Origin of the sequence: Microbulbifer mangrovi (assembly GCF_002009015.1) — a bacterium.
GTDB lineage: Bacteria > Pseudomonadota > Gammaproteobacteria > Pseudomonadales > Cellvibrionaceae > Microbulbifer > Microbulbifer mangrovi.
Genome location: NZ_LZDE01000314.1, coordinates 1 through 14,293, shown reverse-complemented (window position 1 = coordinate 14,293; position 14,293 = coordinate 1). Strand labels below are relative to the sequence as shown.

The following is a 14,293-nucleotide window of genomic DNA, read 5'->3' as shown; positions in this document are numbered from 1 at the left end:
AGTCAGACCGGTGTATTCAGAATAACAGGAGCTGCATTGTGAAATTTCCCGCTACCCCAAAAGCTGTGATGGTACTGGTGACCGGCCTGCTGGTCGCGCTGATTGCCTCTCCGCTCTATGCCGGGCAGCAGAAGGATTTGCGGGCTGCGGTTGCGGAGCCGACGCAGCGCGGATTGCACTATCTCAATGTGCAGCCACTGGCCACCGTGCGAGTGCAAAAACGCAGCATTTCCCGAGACCAGGCGGCAGCCATCGTGAAGAAGCGCTACGGCGGCAAGATCCTGGCGATCAGTGAAGTGCAGCGCAACGGCCGCAGTATGTACCGGGTGAAGGGACTTTCTGACAAGAGTCAGGTCTATGTGGTGTATGTGGACAAAGCGAGCGGGCGAATCTCCCGCTGAGAACCGCACCGATAGATAACAGGCAGAGGATATTTTATGCGCGCACTGTTGGTGGAAGACGAGTACGCCCTGCGAGAACAACTGGCTTCATCCCTGCGCAATGCAGGTTACACGGTGGATGATGCCCCGGACGGGGAAGAGGCCCTCTATCTGGGCCGCGAGTACCCCTACGACGTGGCAGTGATGGATCTCGGTTTGCCCAAGATCGACGGTATCCAGGTGATCGAAACCCTGCGCAAGGAAGGGCGGCATTTTCCGATCCTGATCCTTACCGCCCGCGGCCACTGGCAGGAGCGGGTGCGGGGACTCGAGGCCGGCGGCGACGACTACCTGACCAAACCCTTCCACACCGAAGAATTGCTGGCGCGCCTGAACGCGCTGGTGCGCCGCTCTGCCGGTTTTTCCTCGCCCACTATTAACGCCGGCCCCATCGAGCTGGATACCAGTGCCCAGCGGGTGAAGGTCTCCGGCAGTGAGCTGGAACTCACTTCGTTCGAATACAAGGTGCTGGAATATCTGATGCTGCACCCGGATGAAGTGGTGTCGAAAACCACCCTCACCGAGCATATCTACGAGCAGGACTGCGATCGCGATAGCAACGTGATCGAGGTGTTTATCGGTCGGTTGCGCAAAAAACTGGATGCGGCGGGCGGTGTCAAACCCATCGAAACCCTGCGCGGTCGCGGTTATCGATTCACCGCTGAAGCGGGCTGACTCCGTGTTGTCGCGCGGGCTCCAGTCGCTTTCGCGGCGCTTCTCATCGATGCCCCGCGCGCGCATATCCCTCTCGCGCTGGTGGCACTCCCTTTCCGGTCGTCTTTCCCTCGTGGCTACGCTGGTGCTGCTGGTATTTCTGGCGGTGCTGTCTGGGGTACTGGAGCGCGCTTACCGCACTTCACTGGATGAGGCCAAAGCGCGTGAATTACAGCTGCATATATACACGCTGCTGGCGGTGGCTGAACCGGATGGGGACACTCTGCATCTGCCGTTGAACCTGCCGGAGCAGCGCTTCAACCAGCCAGATTCCGGCCTGATCGGGGCGGTTATGGATGCCCGGGGACGGGTAATCTGGCGTTCCCAGTCCGCTCTCAGTCTGCCTAATTTTTCTGCGCTGCCACTGCCGTTGCCCCTGCGTCAGGGACAACAGGTATTTGCCGAAGTCCAGCTGCCGGATCTGGATACGCCGTACACCAGTTTTCGCCAGGGCATTGCCTGGGGACTGGAAAACGAACTGCAGTTTACGTTTGTGATTCTCGAGGACGCGGCTCCACTCTATGCCCAGGTGAATCAGTTCAGCGGCACTTTATGGCGCTGGCTGGGAATCGGCGCGCTGGCACTGATCGCGGTACAGCTGCTGGTTTTGCGCTGGGGACTGGCGCCGTTGCGCGAAGTGGCGCGAGCACTGAAAGAAATGCAGCAGGGTGGCAGCGATACCCTGCAGGGGCGCTTTCCCCGGGAGCTGGTGCCGCTTACCGACAACCTCAATTTACTGATCGAAAACGAGCGCCGCCAGCGCGAGAAGACCCGGCATACCCTTGGCGATCTGGCTCATAGCCTGAAGACGCCGCTGGCGGTATTGAAGGGACTCGACACCAAGACCGACCCACAGAGCACCCAGGCTGCACTGGCCGAGCAGGTGCAGCGCATGGACAGTATTATCAGCTATCAGTTGAAACGCGCGGTGGCTACTTCACCCAAGTCGATTTTGCGTGGGGTAAAGGTGCAGCCACTGGCAGAAAAAATTCTCTCGGCCCTGGACAAGGTCTACCGCGGCAAGTCAGTGGATGCGGAGCTGCTGTGTGATGAATCCGTACTGTTTTATGGGGATGAGGGCGATCTCATGGAGATGCTCGGCAACCTGCTGGACAACGGTTACAAGTACGGCGGCGGTCGTCTGCTGGTCAAGGTCGAGAATACCGCGGATCAGCGCGGTCTCGAGATTCTGGTATCCGATAACGGCCCCGGACTCAGTGAAACCCAGTGGCGCCAGGTGGTGCAGCGCGGGGTGCGCGCGGACCAGCAGCAACAGGGACAGGGGATAGGGCTTGCGGTGGTGGTGGATATTGTGGAGAGTTACCACGGTAACATCGCCACTGTGCCCCCGGAGGAGCGCGGTGACGCGGATCTCGGCGGCCTGACGCTGCGGGTCAGCCTCTGACCGGGCGCGCTCTGGACGGAGTACTCCAGCGCATTAAGGTAATAAAAAAGGGAATTTTGATGCAATCTCCACTGTTCGGGAAATTACTCGTTGCTGTACTTGCGGTGTGGTCCATAGCCGCTGGCGCAGAGCAAAACTCCCCGTGGCCTGGGGGCGCGGAAGTCGCTGTGGTGCTCACCTATGACGACGCCCTGGATTCCCATCTCGACGTCGCCATCCCGCAGCTGAACCAGCTCAACCTGCCCGGTACTTTCTATATCAGCGGGGCGCGTCCCTCCATCCGCCTGCGAATGCATGAGTGGCGGCGTGCGGCCGAGCGCGGTCATGAGCTGGGCAACCACATGCTGTACCACCCCTGTCGCAAGTCTCTCTCCAATCGCAGCTGGGTAAAGCCCTGGCAGGATCTCGATAATTACTCCCTGGAACAGTTTGCCGAGGAAGTGCAGGCAACCAATAACATGCTGGAGGCGATCGATGGCAAAAAGCAGCGCACCTTTGCCTATCCCTGTGGCGACATGCTCGCCGGCGGTGAAGATGTGGTGCCGGCCCTCAAGAGCCTGGTGAGCGGTGCGCGCCTGTTTTCCGATGACGGTCAGCACCAGCAGGACAATACAGACTTGTATCGCCTGGCTTCCTTCGATGGAGCGGACAAGAGCGCAGAAGAGCTGATTGCGGTGGCGGAAGCGGCTCGCGATAACAACAGCCTGGTGGGTTTTATGTTTCACGGGGTGGGCGGAGACTACATTGAAGTTACTTCCGAAGCGCACCAGCAGTTACTGGACCACCTGGCTGCGCACCCGGACCGCTACTGGGTCACCACCATGCGCGAGGCGGTGGCGCACCTGAAGCGGGAGCAGGCGCGCCACAACCTCTAACGAAGTGGATACAAGAGGCCTGATTGTCCGCCGCGGGTAATCAGAACCACGCTTGCTGCATTTCGAAAGGTACGGAGTTGGCCGACTCGAGCAGAGCGATTTGCGGGGTGATCTCCGGCAACTCCCACTGGATATAAAAACGCGCTGCTTGCAGTTTTCCGCGGTAAAAATTCTTGTCCTCGGCGCTGATTGCGGAACCTTCTGCGAGCTTTGCCGAGGCGATAGCGGCCTGTTTTAGCCAGATCCAGCTCACCACCACACGTCCGAATACATCCAGGTACAGCGTGGCATTGGCCAGGCCGCGGTCCGGGTCTGCGGACATCTGCAGTAACAGGTTTTCAGAGATCCCGTTCAACTGATTCAGTCCCGAGTTCACGCCCTCCACCAGAGGTTCCAGAGTGCTGTCCCCGGTACATGCGGACAGTGTCTTGTGTATTTCCTGGGTCAGAATCTGGTATCCCGCCATCCCTTTTGCCGGCACTTTTCGCCCGAGCAGGTCCATTGCCTGGATACCTTCTGTGCCCTCATGGATCGGGTTGAGGCGGTTGTCGCGGTACAGCTGTTCCAGCGGGTACTCGCGAATATAGCCGGAGCCGCCCAGCACCTGGATCGCGAGGTCGTTTGCCTTGAGGCAGTATTTGGACGGCCAGGACTTTGCAATGGGGGTGAGCAGGTCGAGCAGCTCCACGGCCCTTTCCCGTTCCACAGAGGTTGTGGCACTGTGAGCGTCCTCCACCAGAGAAGAGGCGTACAAGCATAGGGCCAGTCCACCCTCCACATAACTTTTCTGCATCAGCAGCATCCGTCGCACGTCGGCGTGCTGGATGATCGGAACCTGCCTGGACTGCGGATCGCGGTTGGAGGGCAGGCGCCCCTGGGGGCGCTCCCTGGCATATTGCAGAGCGTGCAGGTAACCGCGGTAACCCAGTACCGCGGCGCCACTGCCGACGCCGATACGGGCTTCATTCATCATCTGAAACATGTAGTGCAATCCGCGGTGGGGTTCGCCCACCAGATAGCCCACCGCGCCATCCGATGCTTCGCCGAAATTCAATACTGTGGAAGTGGTGTTGCGGTAGCCCATCTTGTGCAGCAGGCCGGCGAGTTTTACATCGTTGCGGGTATCCGGCTGGCCGTCTGCACCGGGTATGAGCTTGGGCACCAGGAACAGTGAGATACCTTTTACTCCGGGCGGGGCATCCTTGATACGTGCCAGTACCATATGCACGATGTTTTCGGTGATCGACTGGTCGCCACCGGAAATAAACATCTTCTGGCCGCGCAGCCGATAGCTGCCGTCATCGGTGGGGGTGGCGGTAGTGCGGATGTCCCCGAGTGCCGAGCCCTGGTCCGGCTCGGTCAGCGCCATGGTGCCGGCATAGCGGCCATCCATCATCGGGGGTAAATAGGTGTCCCGCAGCACGTCACAGGCAAAGCTGCGCACCAGATTGGCGGCGCCGAGTGTCAGAAACGGGTAGGCTGCGGTGCTCACGTTCGCGGCGTTGATCTGGGCCATGGCTGTACGCAGGATGACTTCCGGCAGCTGCATGCCGCCCTCGTCGAAATCGTAGTGGGCGGCGAGAAATCCGGCTTCTGCGAAGGCGTTCCACGCTGTGCGGGTTTCTTCGATCAGGGTGACTTTTTCTCCGTCAAAGGAGGGTTCGTTGGCGTCTCCCTTGGTGTAGTGATCGGCAAAATACTTGTTGGCGATGGTCTGCGCGGTTTCCAGGGTCGCATTGAACACCTCCCGGGAGTGCTCGCTGTAGCGCGGGCGCTGCAGCAGTGCTTCGGTATCGAGAAATTCGTACAGCAGGAATTCGATATCCCGGTTGTTCAGCAGTTGCTCGCTCATGCTCACTACATCCTTCGCCATCATCGTTTATTGTCGATCAGACCAGAGTAGGGAGTGATGTAAAAGGCGGCAATGATATTTCAGGTAATGGCCACTGGCATCTGTTGATGCCAGCGTTTTCCGGTACTGGGCTACGGCCGTGGCTCAGGTACTTTCGCTGCCCTTGATATCCTGAACCTCTTCCTCTTGCTTCGTTTCCCGGGGGCTTTGCGCGCGCTTTGAAGCCGTAACCGCATTGCCGGGAATGACCTGGTCCCACAGTCGGCCAGATAGTTGGTGGAGGCTTTCACGTCGGCCTTCGGCGATCCAGCCGACGATCACTTGCGCCACGTCCGGCCAGCGGATCCGCACGCCCTCGGGGTGTTTCTCCAGCCAGTGACCGATTGCCGCGGCATCGAACTGGGGCACCACAGTGGCGAGCTGTAATTCTTCCAGCGCCAGCGCGTTGGCTTCCTGTTCAAACTGGCCCTTGAGCGGGCGCGTCAGTATCGGCTTGCCGAGGGTCAGGGTCTCGGCAATAAGCTCGAATCCACTGTTGCAGATCACGGCTCTGGCGGTGGCCACGTCGTGGCGGAAGCCGTCCACGGACGGGGCTTTGAGCGTGATATTTTCCGCTTTCGGCAGGTCGGTATGCAGACCATACACGATAAACCGCTGTGGTACCTGGGCCAGCTGTTGCAGCAGCGGTTGCGCATGCTCGAACGGCAGGTAGACCAGTACGTGCTCCCGCTGCGCGGGCGCGGGCTCCTCGTGCGCGTGGGCAATCGGTGGCAGGATTGGATGGCCGAAGTGGTGCCAGTGCATCCCCAGGCTTACCTGCACTGGTGCGAACATTTTCATGATCGCGCGCGCGGTCCAGCCGAAGGGGGGCGTGGGAATGGAGAAGTTGAATGCGTATTGATGGCCGAGCCCCAGGCTCGGGTGCTTGCGCTTTTTCGCCGCCCAGGCAGTGACCGGCTCGAAGTCACTGATGACCAGATCGAAATCCTGCACCGGTAGCTCGCGTATGTCTTTCAGCAGTCGGCTCAGGTTGAGCTGTCGGCCAGTGGCGAACTGGTCGACCTTGCCTTCTTTGTGCACAAAGGTGAGCCCCTCGCGCCACCAGTAATTGCCGAAGGTTTCCATGGCAAAGAATTTCTCCGGAGGGCGACCGCTGAACAGCCACTGAACTTCCAGGTCCGGGAACTGGCGAAATGCCTCCGCCATGGCCCGGGCGCGGGACAGGTGCCCGTTACCGGTACCCTGTACGCCATAGAGTATTTTCAAAGTATTTCTCCGATTTGAGCAGACAGGTTTTTGCTTGGGGGTTGCGGGCGCGGATACAGCAGCGGACCATTTCCGTTACATCGTGGTTATATCAAAGTGCCGCTGACCGCAAAGCCCACGCTGGTGCCGAGAAGAGCACCAGCGCACACATCGGTGGGGAAGTGGACACCGAGCCCCACCCGCGACATACCCACGCCAGCAGCCCAGAAGTAGCCCAGGGCCCAGAGGGGGTTAAGGCACTGGGTCAGCACGGTGACAAACAGGAAGGCGCCGGAGGTGTGGCCGGAAGGCAAACTGAAGCGATCATTGGCCACAATGATCGAGCGCAGCCCGGGAATGGCTTCCGGCGGGCGGTTGCGCCGGGTGGTGTTCTTGATGGTCCAGTACAGCGATCGCTCAATGGCGTATGCGGCGGCGCATGCGTAAAGGAATCGCAGTGCTGCGTCGGTATCCACCAGTGCGATCAGCAGGGGGGAAAACAGATACAGCCAGCCGTCGGCAGAGCGGGAGAGCAGCAGGTAGTTCCTGCGGGACGCCGGCCGTGTCGCCCTTTCCGCCATACGCAAGACCAGGGAGACATCTACCGTTTTCAGAGTGATAGGTAAGCTTCGCATAGGGTAAAAGTACGAAGCATTTGTTGCGCTGGCTTGAACGATTTGTGTCAGGTCTATGAAACCTGCCCAGTGGAGTGCAGGAGCCTGTATGGCAGGCTCCTGCAAAGCGTGTTCAGTCGATGCCGATCTTGATCGCGCCGGATCCGGGCAGTTTTTCCACCAGCTCCTGGCCGCATAGTTTAGACGGGGTGTAGTAGCCGCCCAGCCCCATATAGCCCAGCAGGTGTTGCGCCACCGCGATAGAGCCGTGCACGGTTACATCGTAACCATTGGCGGTCACTACACGGCCCACCCGGCGCTCTCCGCGGCGATCGTTGCGCACTTCGCCCCACACCCAGGTCTGTTGCTCCGCGCGCTTGTTCTCCGAGGGGCCGCGCACTTTCTTGTCCACCTTGCCCTTGAGCCAGTTCTGTACCCAGTTCATACGCAGCAGCCAGCGGAACTTGTTCAGGTGGCCCATCTTTTTCGCCCGGCCCGGGCTCATCGGGATGTATACCTCGATATTGGGGATCTCGGTGGTGTAGTAGGCAGTTGCCACATCGCCCCAGGGGATTGCCACCGCGAACTTCTCGCCGCGGCCAAAGTTGATCTTGCGTGTCAGCGCGGCGTGGGGAATCACCTCGATCTTGCCATTGCGCCGTACCGCGCCACCCACTCCCAGGCTCTCGATGGAGGTCTTGGCCGTGCCGGGGCTCAGGCCGGAATCGGAGTCAAACCCGAGGGTGAGGTGCGTCGCACTGGTCATGCCCTTGTGCAGCGCGGCGGCCAGGCAATCGGTAGGAATCACATCAAAACCGGTACCGGGGCACAGCACGATACCCGCGGCTTTTGCCTCGGCTTCGAGGGCGTGGGCCTGCTGGTATACGGCCATTTCGCCGGTGATATCCTGATAGTGGGTCCCACTGGCGATGCAGGCGCGCATCATCGGTTCTGCGGTGGCGGAGAAGGGGCCAGCACAGTGGATGACCACGGATACATCGCGCAGGGTACGCACCAGGGTTTCTTCGTCGTCGAGACTGACGGCAATGGCGGGCAGGTCCAGCTCGTTGGCCAAAGGCTGCAGCTTCGCCGCGCTGCGGCCGGAGAGAATGGGTTTCAGGCCCTGGGCCACCGCCTGGCGTGCGATCAGCTCGCCGGTATAGCCGTAGGCACCGTAAATCAGGATCTGCTTGTTGTTCACCGATTATCCTTATTGTGTCCGGTCTTGTGGACCTTGTTTTTCTGGTTTTGGTAGTGGTGTCAGTCCAGGGCTTTTTCCAGCGCAAAGCGCGGTATCGTCTGGCCATCTTTCTCCACGGTTTCTGAAAACATCGCCAGGGGGCGTGCCCACACGCCGAATTCATCATACAGAGCTCGGTAGATGGCCAGTTGTTCCCCGGTTTCACTGTGGGTGGCGATTTCCATCAAGTGGTAGAGATTGCCCTTGTAGTGGCGATAGATGCCTTTCTGCATATTGGTGTCTTCGTCTGTATCGGTTTGCGGGTCGTCAGCTCATGTGGAACGGAGACAGCTGGATCTGGCTCACGCGCTGGCCGTGCAGCACCGCGATACCGCCATAACGGCGCTCCCCGGTAGAGGTGAATTCAAATTCGTATTGTCGCTGCAGGCGCACCTGACCGCTGCGATCCCGCTTCAGGCGGGTGCGGGCGAGCATTACGGTATCGTCCAGCAGTTGCACGCCGGTATCCGCACAGTGGCTCTTGACGATGCGGCGCACGCGATCCTTTGCCGCCATGCCGGCCCAGAAGTACCAGGCCGTCAGGCCGATCAGGAATAGCCACACGAGGTCGCCGAGTGAGTAATACATAGGTATTTTGATTGCTATATCATCTGAACGCGCAAGAATACCACCAGAGGAGGGAGTATGCCCGGCACGATTCTCATCACCGGATGTAATCGCGGTATCGGTCTGGAAATGACCCGGCAATTTGCCGCGGATGGCTGGCAGGTGGTCGCTACCTGTCGCAATCCTTCAGCTGCCTGGGAGCTCAGCGAGCTCGCCGAGGCCCACAACAATATCGAGATCCACGGCCTGGACGTGACCGATTACGCGCAGATGGCCGAGCTGGCAAAGGACCTGAAGGGGCGCTCCCTGGACGTTCTGCTCAGTAACGCCGGCTATTACGGCCCCAAAGGGGTAGGGCTGGACAGTGTGGATGTGGAGGCGTGGCGCAAGGTGCTGGAAGCCAACACCATCGCCCCCTACAAGCTGGTGGAGACTTTTTACCCGCTCATGGCGAACGGGCACTACAAGGTGGTAGGAATCCTCAGTAGCAAGGTGGGCAGTATCAGCGACAATGGTTCCGGTGGTGGCTATATCTACCGCTCCTCCAAAACCGCGGTAAACCAAGTAGCAAAAAGTCTCTCCATTGACCTCGCGGAGCAGGGAATCAAAGTGCTGGCGCTGCACCCCGGCTGGGTTAAAACCGAAATGGGTGGCCCCAATGCACTGATTTCCGTGCAGGAGAGTGTGGCGGGATTGAAGAAGCTGTTGCTGGAAGCGGACGAGGCCCACAGCGGCCACTTCTATAATTACGACGGCTCGACCATTCCCTGGTAATCCTCTCCCAAAAACGCCATCAGGAAAGCTGGCCCGCTAGCGATCAACTGCTCTTTTCTGGGCTTGGGCCAGCGCTTTATTTCCACTTCCAGCTTCAATGCATCGGATTTGCTGCGCATGGCGCAGTGAAATGCAAGTTCGAGTGGTCCGCGCCCCCGCAGCGCCTTTGCGGCTTTCGGGCCACCGCTGTTATGTTCCTCAAATCGGCGAGCGACGTCCCGGGTGACGCCGGTATACAGGCTGCCATTATTGGTGCGGATCAGATAAACAAACCAGCCAGACAAAATAGTTTCCCAGTCTAAAAAAGGCTCTGTTGATCACCGGGCTGAGGCGGCAGAGTAAATTGGCTGCAATCCAGGTTGAGCTTGCGCTCATTCAGCCCGAGCCTGCCACAGGTTACCCGAAAGCGTTGTTGCAGTAACTGCGCGAAAACACCAGTGCCGCGTTGGCGTTGCCCAAATTCGCTCTGATTGTCCTTGCCGCCACGGCTCTGCTGCACAATGCTCATCACGTGTTCTGCGCGCTCCGGATAATGTTCTGAAAGCCACTGCCGAAACAGTGGCGCCACTTCAAAAGGCAACCGCAGCAGGATATAGGCTGCGTGAATCGCGCCGGCGCTGTGGGCACTTCGCAGTATTTTCTCCAGCTCAGCGTCATTCAGTGCGGGAATGATGGGGGCGGCCATAACGGCTGTGGGTATACCTGCGCCGGCGAGGGCTTCGATCGTACGCAGGCGCGCAGCGGGCCCCGCAGTGCGGGGTTCCAGTTTGCGCTTTAAGTCATTATCCAGAGTGGTCACGCTGATGCCCACATGCACTAGGTTGTCCTGGGCCATTTCCGCCAGTATGGGCAGGTCGCGCAGGATCAGCTGGCTCTTGGTTACGATGGTGACCGGATGGTGGTAGCGCTGCAGGGTTTCAAGTATCTGGCGGGTGATCTGCTTGTTTTTTTCCAGCGGTTGGTAGGGGTCGGTATTGGTGCCCATGGCGATGGGGCTGCACTGGTAGCTCTTTTTGCGCAACGCATTTTCCAGCAATTCGGCCGCGTTGGGCTTGTAAAACAGGCGTGTTTCAAAATCCAGCCCGGGCGACAGGTCCATATAGGCGTGTGCAGGGCGGGCATAGCAATAGATGCAACCGTGTTCACATCCACGATACGCATTGATGGACTGGGTAAATGGGATATCCGGCGAGTTGTTGGTGGCGATAATGGATTTCGCCTTCTCCTCTATGGCCACGGTTTCGATCCGCTCCACCGGCTCCAGCGCTGTCTCCCAGCCATCGCTCTCGCGGCTGCTCACCTGATCCACAAAGCGACCGGCCAGGTTGCTGGCGGCGCCCCGGCCCTTGAGGGCTCTGCGGGGGTTGGTTGGTGAATCGTTGGCCACGTATTTCTCGAGAATGCTGTATGTTTGTACAGTTTATTGCCGGGCCCGGGACTGTGCAAGGGGTGCCATGAACACTTACAATGACTGAATAGTTTTAGTTTGTAGTCAAACGGTTTCAACGCAGGGAACAGGGAATGGATCTTCAGGCTGTTGCGGCGATTTACGCTTTTGCCGTCAAGGTATTGCAGATATTTGCGATGCTGTTTGCCTTTGGGCTGGTGGTGCTGGTGCTCTACGTGGTGTACCTGTACCTGTCGGATGTGAGCCAGACCAAACAGGCCATCCGGCGCAACTTCCCGGTGCTGGGGCGCTTCCGCTACCAGTTTGAACATCTGGGCGAATTCTTCCGGCAGTACTTCTTCGCGCTCGACCGTGAGGAGATGCCGTTTAACCGTGCCCAGCGCAGCTGGGTGTATCGCGCGGCAAAGAATGTGGATTCCACGCTCGCGTTCGGCTCCACAAGGCCCCTGAATCAGCCCGGGGATATCGTGTTTCTCAATCACCCGTTTCCCACCCTGGCCAAGGACGCGGTGCCGCCCCGGGAAGTGACCGTCGGTGAGGGCGTGGCCCGGCGGCCCTATACCACCCGCTCGATTTTCAATATTTCCGGTATGAGTTTCGGGGCGCTGTCGGTGCCGGCGGTCAGCGCGCTGTCTCGCGGGGCGGCCAAGGCGGGTATCTGGTTGAATACCGGTGAGGGCGGACTTTCTCCGCATCACCTGGAAGGCGGTTGCGACATCGTATTTCAGATTGGCACGGCCAAATATGGTGTGCGCGATGAGGAAGGCAGGCTGTCTGACGACAAGTTGCGCGCGGTGGCGGCGCACGAACAGGTCAAGATGTTCGAGCTGAAACTCTCCCAGGGCGCCAAGCCCGGCAAGGGCGGTATTCTCCCCGGTATCAAGGTCACGCCGGAAATTGCCCATGTGCGCGGTATCCCGGTGGGCATGGATTCCATCAGTCCCAACGGGCATCCGGAGTTTCGGGATGTCGGCGGGCTGCTGGATATGATCGGCCATATCCGCGAAGTGACCGGCAAACCCACCGGCTTCAAGTGCGTGATCGGCAACAGCGACTGGTTGCACGAGCTGTGCGAGACGATTCAGGCGCGCGGACCGGATTCTGCGCCGGACTTTATCACTATCGACAGTGCCGACGGCGGCAGCGGCGCGGCCCCCCAGAGCCTGATGGATTATATGGGGCTCCCGATCAATCGCAGCCTGCCTATGGTGGTCGACCTGATCACCCAGTACGGACTGCGCGATCGTATCAAGATCATCTGCGCCGGTAAGCTGCTCACCCCATCCATGGTCGCCTGGGCGCTCGCTATGGGGGCCGACTTCGTCAATTGCGCGCGGGGCTTTATGTTCGCGCTGGGTTGTATTCAGGCCATGCAGTGCAACAAGAACACCTGTCCCACGGGCGTGACGACCCACAACCCGGACCTGCAGCAGGGGCTGGATCCCATGGACAAGGCGGAGCGGGTTTACCACTACGCACACAATATGGAACACGAGGTGGGCATGCTGGCCCACTCCTGCGGTGTGCCGGAGCCGCGTCTGTTGCGGCGCGCCCATGTAGAGGTCATCAATGAGCGCGGTACACCGGTGCCGCTATCCGACCTGGTACCGGAAGTGCCGCCCAAATCCCTGATCGCCTCGGATCGCGGAACCCAATAATCGGACAGCGGGAGTAGACCATGGAAGGGGTAGCCACTCTGGTAGGGCAGGGTCTGTACATGGCGGTGGCCGCGGTGGTGGGCTTGGCCATTGCCCGGATACTGAAGCGGGGCAATACACTGGGCTGCCTGATTGCCGGGGTACTCGCCGGTGTTCTGCTGCCGGTACTCGATTACGATACCGGGCTGCGTGCGGAGAATATCCACCAGATGGTGTTTTTCGTGATTCTGCCGGTGCTGATTTTCGAATCTGCCTGGAAGATAGACCCGGATGTCCTGTTCCGCTGGCTGGGGCCGATTTTACTTTTCGCCACGCTGGGTGTGCTGATTTGCGGGCTGATAACCGCGGTATTGGTGTACTACGGTGTTCATCACCCGACGGGCTTCCCGTGGATAGCGGCCTTGCTTACCGGTGCCATTCTCGCGGCGACCGATCCCGTTTCGATTATTGCGCGGATGCGCCAGAGCCATGCCAATGAGGAGTTATTGACCCTGGTGGAAGGGGAGAGCCTGTTCAACGATGCGGTGGCGGTCGTGCTGTTCTCTTTTATTCTGGGCATTGCCAGCCACAGTGTGATGGAAGGGGCGGTGGCAACCGGCGAGACGATTGCCGGTGGCGGAAGTTTTGCACTGTATTTCTCGGTATTGTTTTTTGGCGGGCTGGCAGTGGGTACGCTGTGCGGTCTGGTCACCGCAATCGTAATCCTGTTTTTGGGCTCGGCAGGTGCGGCATTGGTGGTTCTGGTACTGGCCGCATTTGGTAGCTTTTATCTGGCAGAACATGTGGTGGGTGTTTCCGGGATTCTATCCGTGATGGTTTGTGCGATCGTTTCCCGGGCTTGTTTGCGCGAGCAACAGGAAACTTATCTTGCTCACGCGGCACCGACCTGGGAGTGGTTGGGTCTGCTGTTTAATGCGCTGATCTTTGTGATCATGGGGCTGGTGATCACTTTCGAGATGTTTACCCACCAGTGGCTGGCAATGATCATCGCGATTGTGGCGGCAATCGGTGCACGGGGATTGACGGTATTTATGCTGGCCCCACTGGCCCGCTTTGTGGGGCCGCCCATTCCACAGAGTTGGCGTTTGATTTTGAGCTGGGGAGGCTTGCGCGGGGTGATTCCAGTAGCGCTGGTGTTGTCGTTGCCGACAGAGCTGCCGTACTGGTGGACGGTTCAGTCGATGGTGTTTGGTGTGGTGCTATTTTCCCTGCTGGTGCAGGGTACTACCAGTACGCGCCTGATCCGCAAGCTCGGGATTTAATGTCGCTTACAGCAAGATGATATTGCCATTGCGGCTGGATGTGACTGGTTTCGTCACGGCTTTTATTCTTGTAAAATAGGTGACCTGCCAGGCCGAGAAGGATCAGGGCGAAGATCAGTACACCGATGACTCTGAGCATTGCTGTGGCTCCATTTAATGGTACTTCGAACACTTCCGGTGGCGGCCAAGTGCCGGGTGGAGCATTTCGAAATACTCCACCCGGCACTTGGCCTTCGATT

General features: G+C 59.2%; 16 protein-coding genes. 7 read left to right on the top strand and 9 right to left on the bottom strand.

The annotated features are described in order from the left end of the window. The first annotated feature begins 38 nt into the window (after positions 1-38). Genes B4U49_RS10740 through B4U49_RS10725 form a run of 4 tightly spaced genes read left to right on the top strand, consistent with a single transcriptional unit; the run spans position 39 to position 3,434 of the window. Entirely contained in the window at positions 39-401 is a 363-nt protein-coding gene (locus tag B4U49_RS10740) for a PepSY domain-containing protein (protein WP_158078606.1), read from the top strand. A gap of 36 nt (positions 402-437) precedes the next feature. After that, the gene (locus B4U49_RS10735) at positions 438-1,115 is read left to right on the top strand and encodes a response regulator transcription factor (protein ID WP_078084593.1); all 678 of its coding nucleotides are present in this window, start codon (positions 438-440) and stop codon (positions 1,113-1,115) included. A 49-nt stretch (positions 1,116-1,164) separates the two neighbouring features. Continuing rightward, complete coding sequence (locus tag B4U49_RS10730; protein ID WP_078084592.1) at positions 1,165-2,559, top strand: ATP-binding protein; 1,395 nt, start codon at positions 1,165-1,167, stop codon at positions 2,557-2,559. A 59-nt stretch (positions 2,560-2,618) separates the two neighbouring features. Further along, positions 2,619-3,434 (top strand): polysaccharide deacetylase family protein, encoded by an 816-nt coding sequence (locus B4U49_RS10725; protein WP_078084591.1) that lies wholly within the window; start codon positions 2,619-2,621, stop codon positions 3,432-3,434. Between the two features lie 40 nt (positions 3,435-3,474). Here the strand turns inward: B4U49_RS10725 and B4U49_RS10720 are convergent, their stop codons facing one another. From B4U49_RS10720 to B4U49_RS10695, 6 genes are all read right to left on the bottom strand, one after another. Next, a complete protein-coding gene (locus B4U49_RS10720) occupies positions 3,475-5,286 on the bottom strand; it encodes an acyl-CoA dehydrogenase (RefSeq protein WP_078084610.1) in 1,812 nt (603 codons plus the stop codon). A 144-nt stretch (positions 5,287-5,430) separates the two neighbouring features. After that, positions 5,431-6,552, bottom strand: a complete 1,122-nt coding sequence (locus tag B4U49_RS10715) for an MJ1255/VC2487 family glycosyltransferase (protein ID WP_078084590.1) — start codon at positions 6,550-6,552, stop codon at positions 5,431-5,433. 86 nt (positions 6,553-6,638) lie between these two features. Beyond that, positions 6,639-7,166, bottom strand: coding sequence for a phosphatase PAP2 family protein (locus B4U49_RS10710; RefSeq protein ID WP_078084589.1), 528 nt, complete (start codon positions 7,164-7,166; stop codon positions 6,639-6,641). Between the two features lie 112 nt (positions 7,167-7,278). Continuing rightward, positions 7,279-8,346, bottom strand: coding sequence for a saccharopine dehydrogenase family protein (locus B4U49_RS10705; RefSeq protein WP_078084588.1), 1,068 nt, complete (start codon positions 8,344-8,346; stop codon positions 7,279-7,281). Positions 8,347-8,405: 59 nt separating this feature from the next. After that, positions 8,406-8,618, bottom strand: a complete 213-nt coding sequence (locus tag B4U49_RS10700; protein WP_078084587.1) for a DUF1653 domain-containing protein — start codon at positions 8,616-8,618, stop codon at positions 8,406-8,408. Between the two features lie 34 nt (positions 8,619-8,652). Beyond that, positions 8,653-8,973 carry a DUF3301 domain-containing protein gene (locus B4U49_RS10695; protein ID WP_078084586.1) on the bottom strand — a complete coding sequence of 107 codons (321 nt, stop codon included), beginning with the start codon at positions 8,971-8,973 and terminating at the stop codon, positions 8,653-8,655. 57 nt (positions 8,974-9,030) lie between these two features. On the opposite strand from B4U49_RS10695, the gene B4U49_RS10690 reads away from it, so the two are divergent. Continuing rightward, positions 9,031-9,726: an SDR family oxidoreductase gene (locus B4U49_RS10690; protein WP_078084585.1), complete on the top strand. Its 696-nt coding sequence runs from the start codon at positions 9,031-9,033 to the stop codon at positions 9,724-9,726. Here B4U49_RS10690 and B4U49_RS10685 read toward each other — a convergent pair. Continuing rightward, positions 9,699-10,010 carry a GIY-YIG nuclease family protein gene (locus B4U49_RS10685; RefSeq protein ID WP_078084584.1) on the bottom strand — a complete coding sequence of 104 codons (312 nt, stop codon included), beginning with the start codon at positions 10,008-10,010 and terminating at the stop codon, positions 9,699-9,701. The two genes, B4U49_RS10690 and B4U49_RS10685, sit on opposite strands and share 28 nt — an antisense overlap. A gap of 14 nt (positions 10,011-10,024) precedes the next feature. Continuing rightward, positions 10,025-11,113 carry a PA0069 family radical SAM protein gene (locus tag B4U49_RS10680; protein ID WP_078084583.1) on the bottom strand — a complete coding sequence of 363 codons (1,089 nt, stop codon included), beginning with the start codon at positions 11,111-11,113 and terminating at the stop codon, positions 10,025-10,027. 134 nt (positions 11,114-11,247) lie between these two features. Between B4U49_RS10680 and B4U49_RS10675 the strand changes: the two genes are divergently transcribed. Both B4U49_RS10675 and B4U49_RS10670 read left to right on the top strand, forming a co-directional pair. After that, a complete protein-coding gene (locus B4U49_RS10675; protein WP_078084582.1) occupies positions 11,248-12,792 on the top strand; it encodes an FMN-binding glutamate synthase family protein in 1,545 nt (514 codons plus the stop codon). Between the two features lie 20 nt (positions 12,793-12,812). Next, a complete protein-coding gene (locus tag B4U49_RS10670) occupies positions 12,813-14,054 on the top strand; it encodes a cation:proton antiporter (protein ID WP_078084581.1) in 1,242 nt (413 codons plus the stop codon). On the opposite strand, the gene B4U49_RS19260 is transcribed toward B4U49_RS10670, so the two are convergent. Continuing rightward, positions 14,017-14,293, bottom strand: a 277-nt coding sequence (locus B4U49_RS19260) for a hypothetical protein (RefSeq protein ID WP_204903024.1), incomplete at its 5' end; no start/stop codon positions are given. The two genes, B4U49_RS10670 and B4U49_RS19260, sit on opposite strands and share 38 nt — an antisense overlap.